This is a genomic window from Rickettsiales bacterium, from assembly GCA_025210695.1.
In the GTDB taxonomy this organism is placed as follows: domain Bacteria; phylum Pseudomonadota; class Alphaproteobacteria; order Rickettsiales; family CANDYO01; genus CANDYO01.
Window position 1 is genome coordinate 1 of the sequence record JAOARE010000004.1, and the last position, 5,895, is coordinate 5,895.

The 5,895-nt window shown below is 33.5% G+C and carries 4 protein-coding genes; all 4 read left to right on the plus strand.

The window, feature by feature from the left end:
* Positions 1 to 232: hypothetical protein (locus N4A31_00215; protein MCT4634658.1), on the plus strand; the 232-nt coding region annotated here is incomplete at its 5' end.
* Between the two features lie 528 nt (positions 233 to 760).
* Positions 761 to 2,806: an FAD-dependent oxidoreductase gene (locus N4A31_00220; GenBank protein ID MCT4634659.1), complete on the plus strand. Its 2,046-nt coding sequence runs from the start codon at positions 761 to 763 to the stop codon at positions 2,804 to 2,806.
* 2 nt (positions 2,807 to 2,808) lie between these two features.
* Positions 2,809 to 3,588 carry an enoyl-CoA hydratase/isomerase family protein gene (locus N4A31_00225; GenBank protein ID MCT4634660.1) on the plus strand — a complete coding sequence of 260 codons (780 nt, stop codon included), beginning with the start codon at positions 2,809 to 2,811 and terminating at the stop codon, positions 3,586 to 3,588.
* A gap of 136 nt (positions 3,589 to 3,724) precedes the next feature.
* Complete coding sequence (locus tag N4A31_00230) at positions 3,725 to 5,731, plus strand: methyl-accepting chemotaxis protein (GenBank protein ID MCT4634661.1); 2,007 nt, start codon at positions 3,725 to 3,727, stop codon at positions 5,729 to 5,731.
* The last annotated feature ends 164 nt before the right edge of the window (positions 5,732 to 5,895 follow it).

Sequence of the window (5,895 nt, forward strand, 5' to 3'; positions counted from 1 at the left end):
ATATTGTGATGTTATAAGAACCGCCAAGGAGAAGGGTATAATCAATGCTAATATTGATGAGCGACTTACGGCATTTTATATTGATAACCTGATCATAATGTTCCAATTTTCCTATACATCAGACTACTATAAAGAAAGAATGAAGATATTTTTAGGATCAGAAACAATCCGGGATGAGGAAAAGATTGTAATGGAATTAGTGGGATTTGTAAGAAAAGCATTATCAAGCTAGGTGTTTTGGATTTGGTATCGTTTTACACTAACCTCTTGCACATATAATGAGATGTAAGGGGTTTTATTTATTATGGGATTTTTATATTATGTGCAAAAATTTAACTTATTGTACAAGCTTTGCACATGTATTAGGTTTTAAGTATAGTCATTCAGCCGAACTTTATTGGCATTGTTTTTGCTCAATATATACTATTGTAAAGGATTACACCCTTAATATTAATATATTATATCCTACAAATCTCAGAGAATTTATTAGATGATTTTGATAAATTCCCTTGTTAATCGATATATTCTAGGCTTATCTTCCAGATTAGCATTTGGTTATGCTATTTTTATGTCATTTATAGATTTGCCCCAAAAATTAAGTGCATTTGTTTTTGCTTTTATAAGTGTTTCAGTATGTTATTTCTATTTTAGAAAAATATAATGGAGTTGAAGTTTAATGAATTAGAATAAGTGAGACTAATTTATCATTATTCATGTTATAGGAGTACTAAAAAAATTAGAAAGCTATGAGGTGGTTTTAATGGTAGATGCATTGTTTGAATCTGTTAAAATAGGAAATTTAGAATTGAAAAACAGATTGTTTATGTTAGGAATGCATACAGGTTATGCAGAAAAAAAGGAAATATCGGAAAGAGATAAGGCCTTTTATAAAGAAAGAGTAGAGGGAGGAGTTTCTGCTATAACTGTTATTGCAGCGGTTAATGATGTGGCTGGACCACCAGATATGCATTTTTTAGATGATGATAAATATATTGAAGGATTTAAAGAATTAAGTAATTTAATGCATGAAGGTGATTGTAAATTAGTTGTGCAATTATTCCATACGGGAAGAAATAATATACCCATGTTAATTGGCAATAAGCAGCCCGTAGCACCTTCAGCGGTACCTTCGCCAATATATAAGACCGAGCCATGGGTCATGACAAAGGAAGACATTGAAAGTACCATTAAAGATTTTGGGGAGGCGGCCTTAAGGGCTAAAAGAGCAGATGCTGATGCTATTGAAATCAGCTGTAGTGCTGGTTATTTACTTACTCAGTTCCTATCGCCGAAAACAAATCTAAGAACCGATGAATACGGAGGAGCGGAAGTCAATAGAATCAGATTTCCTAAGGAAGTTATTGCTAAGGTTAGGGAAAAAGTTGGAAGTGATTTTCCCATTATTTTAAGAATTTCAGCCTCGGATATGTTGGGTGGATATGGTATAGATTTTATGCAGCGGTTTACTAAAGATGTTGAAGATATGATTGATGCAGTAAATGTTACTGGAGGATGGCATGAATCACCTGTTCCTCAGATCACAAGACATATTCCCTATGGAGGATATGATTTCTTAGCTGAATCCATTAAGGATGGCATTTCAATCTCAGTTATTGTTTCAAACAGAGTTCATGATCCCGAGGTATCAGTAAATATAATAAATACTGGCAAAGCGGATATTATAGGACTTGGACGACAGTTAATCACTGATCCGGATTATCCTAATAAGATTAGAAACAAACAAAAATATAGAAAATGTCAAGCTTGTAATCAAGGTTGTATTGAGAGAGTCTTAAAATTTAAGGATGTTAAATGTGTATTTAATCCCGAGGTTGGAAAGGAAACAGTTGAAATAGAGAAGACTAATATGCCAATAACTATCCTTATCATTGGCGGCGGACCAGCAGGCATGGAAGCCGCTAGAGTTAGTGCTTTAAAAGGACATAGGGTCATCCTATGTGAAAAAGAAGGAGTGTTGGGTGGAAAGGTAGTCGTTGCAAGTAAACCACCCCATAAGGAAACCTTTATAAATTATGTAGAGGTTACAGAGGATAGAATAAGAGAACTTGGAGTGGAAATAAGGCTCAATACTGAAGTAACATGGAAATTGATTGAAGAGATAGGGCCAGAGCATGTATTTGTTGCTACTGGCAGTAGCCCAATCATACCTCAAATCGATGGGATTTATGGATCAAATGTTTTAACGGCAGAGGAAGTATTATCCTTCTCTGATGATATGATTCAAAATATTTTACAGCAAGATGTTCTGATTATAGGGGGTGGAATTGTAGGTCTTGAAACTGCGGAGCTTCTAATTAGTAAATTGATTCCCAAAGTATATTATCAAAATTTTAAAGCAAAGTATATACCTCAAAAGCTGATGCCTCAGCTTTTAATTAATCCAAAGGAAATTGAGTTTGTTACATTTCATAGTGATTCTAAAAATTCACCTAAAATCACAGTAGTTGAAATGACCAATAAAATTGGAAGCGGATTAGGTGGATATAAATGGATTATGACTAAAGAACTTAAGAGATTAGGCGTTGATTTGAGAAAGAATACAAAGGTTATTTCCATTGATAAAAATGATGTAACTTTAAAAACGAAAGAGGGTATGGAAAAAATAATTGCTAATACTATCATACTAGCGGCTGGTTATAAACCTGTGGGAAGAAAACTTACTGGATATCTCCATGAGCATGGATTTAAGTATGATGTCATTGGGGATGCCAAGAAAGTAAGAAAAATTATGGATGCCCATGATGATGCATTTGATGTGGCATTAAAAATAAAAAAGGAGATGTAAGTATGGCATATGGGACAAGAGTCAAACTTGAAAAGCGGGAAAGTATAGGTATTATAACCCTATGCAATCCACCTCTAAACCTAGTAGACGGAAAATTTTTTGTAGAGCTTGAGGCAATACAGAAAGAAATTTATTCCGACAAAGAATTAAGAGCTGTTGTTATTATTGCCGATGGGCAGGCTTTTTCAGCAGGTATTGATCTAAAATACCTTTCCAATGTGAGTAGTAGATTTATGAAGGATAATTTAGAATGGTTACAAGGCTTGTATAGTTTTTGGCAAAAACTACCTATACCTGTGATAGCAGGGGTACATGGATATTGCATAGGTTCAGGAGTTGAACTGATTGCAGGTGTGGATTTAAGAGTTGCCTGTAAAAACTCTGTATTTGCATTAACAGAAGTACAACTAGGGTTATCACCTGATATGGGTGGAACAACAAGAATAACAAAACTTATCGGGGTAGGACAGGCTAAGAGATTAATAATGGCTTGTGATAGGATAGATGCAAATGAAGCCTATAGAATTGGCTTAGTAGAATATCTCGTTGAGGATGAAGATTTAGAAAAATTTGTGATGAAGCTAGCAGAAAAATTAACAAGCTATCCACCGGCAGCAGTAAGATTTGCTAAAAAAGGCATAAATGTGGCAGCTGAAAATAATACTGAAGCAGGATTACTATTTGAGCAGGCACAATCGATCTATTGTAGTGGGACCTATGATTTAAAAGAAGGCATAGAATCCTTTATCAAAAAAAGAAAGGCAAGCTTTAAAGACGAGTAATTTGAAAAAACTCTTTGAGTTTTGGCACTATAAATGGAGGAGTTTAGCTAGTTGGCTATACAAATATAGGGTATTCATAAAGGAGGTATAGTTTCTAATAACTTATATAAATGATAAAAAAAAAGAGGGATATAAAATGAAGAGTATTAGACAAAAACTAATGATTTATTTTATAGTAGTAATTCTTATTGTAACAGGTGGTTTAAGCTTAATTTCATATAATATTGCATCCAATGCTATTGAAAATAACATAAAAGAAAGTTTGCAAGAGCTTGCAACACAAGTATCATCTATAATTACTAAAGATATCGAATCAAAACTAAATATCTTAGAAGGTATAGCAGATAGAGAAGCTATTAAAAGTATGGATTGGAAAAACAACCAGCTTCCAGTTTTAATGAAGGAGACAGAGAAAAAGAAATATCTATTTATGGGGGTTGGGACACCAGATGGGAAAGTAAGAAATTCTCTTGGGCAGGAACTATATTTAGGAGATCGCAAATATTTTAAGCAGGCAATGGAGGGTCATTCTAATATCAGTGATCCTGTTGTTAGTAGAACAGATGGATCCATTATAGTATTAGGTGCTACTCCTATATTTGATGATAATAAAAATGTTATAGGTGTATTGTTAGCTGTACTTGATGGTAGAGCTTTAAGTGCAATTACTAATGAAGTCAAATTCGGAGTAGGCGGATATGCATATTTAATTAACGGTAAGGGTAGTATTATAGCACATCCAAATGAAGAATTTGTATTAGATCAACGCAATCCCATTGAAGAGGTTAAGGAAGATATCAGTTTTGCTGAGCTAGCTGAAATTAGCAATCATATGGCAAAGGGAGAAAAAGGTTTTGGTAGTTATTATAATCAAGATGGTAAAAATGTTTATATTGGTTATGCACCTGTTAAAGAAACTGGCTGGAGTGTTGGAATAGCTGGGTTGCGATCAAATGTACTAGTATGGTTATATGATTTGAAAATAGGAGTAATATATGCAACTTTTGGGTTTATAATCTTAGGTCTAATAATGGCTTACTTTATTGGTCGTCAGATTTCAACTCCCATAACTATACTATCCCAATTATTACATCGTTTTAGTAAATATGACTTAGCCATCGATGAGAATGACCTAGTTATGAAATATTTAAATAATAAGGATGAAATAGGAATACTTGCTAATGCTATGACTTCAGTACATAAGAATTTTATTCATATTTTGAAAGATATATCTAATAAATCTAAACATGTATTTTTAGCTTCCAAAGAATTAACCTCAACGAGCCAGCAAGTGTCAACAGCTGCTGAAGAAGTAGCTAGAACCATTGAAGAAATCGCTAAAGGAGCTGGTGACCAAGCCAAGGATACTGAAAATGGGGTAGTACATATCACTGAATTAGGCCAATTGATACAAAAAGGGCAGGTGTATATTAAATCCCTAAATAGTTCTACTAATGAAGTGACTAGGTTAAAAGATGAGGGCATTATTATTTTGGATAGACTAGTAGAAAATACAGAAATAAGTAATAAATCAGCAAAAGAAATACATGAAATTATTATAAATACAAATGAAAGTGCAGAAAAGATACAAAGCTCTAGTCAAATGATTAAAAACATTGCAGAACAAACAAATCTATTAGCATTAAATGCGGCTATAGAGGCAGCTAGAGCGGGAGAGGCAGGTAAAGGGTTTGCAGTGGTAGCCGATGAAATAAGGAAATTAGCAGAACAGTCCAATACTTTTACGGAGGAAATTGCTACTATCATTAAGGAACTAACGGATAGAACAGCATATGCAGTTAACACAATACAAGAGGTAAGTAAAGCTATTATATCTCAAACAGAGAGTGTGGAATTGACCAATACCAAATTCAAAGGTATTGACAATGCGATTGAAAGGATGCAGAAAATAATAGCACAAATCAATGAATCATCACAAACTATGGAAGATAAAAAGTATGAGATTATAAGAATCGTTGAAAATTTGTCATCTATTTCCCAAGAAAATGCAGCAGGAACCCAAGAAGCTTCAGCTTCGGTAGAAGAACAAACTGTATCCATGGAAGAAGTAGCTAATGCCAGTGATTCCTTAGCAAGATTAGCGGAAGAAATGCAAGGGAGCATTAGTAAATTTAAGTATTAGAAATTGAAAATAATTACCTTACCAAACTACCGTTATAATTGTATAAAAATTTGTATACATTTGCCTTAAAAGGAACCTGTTTATTTAAATGAAATCATATATAAATAAACAGGTTCTTTTATTTATATGGACAAATTCCATATTTACTTCCTATAAAAACCCTC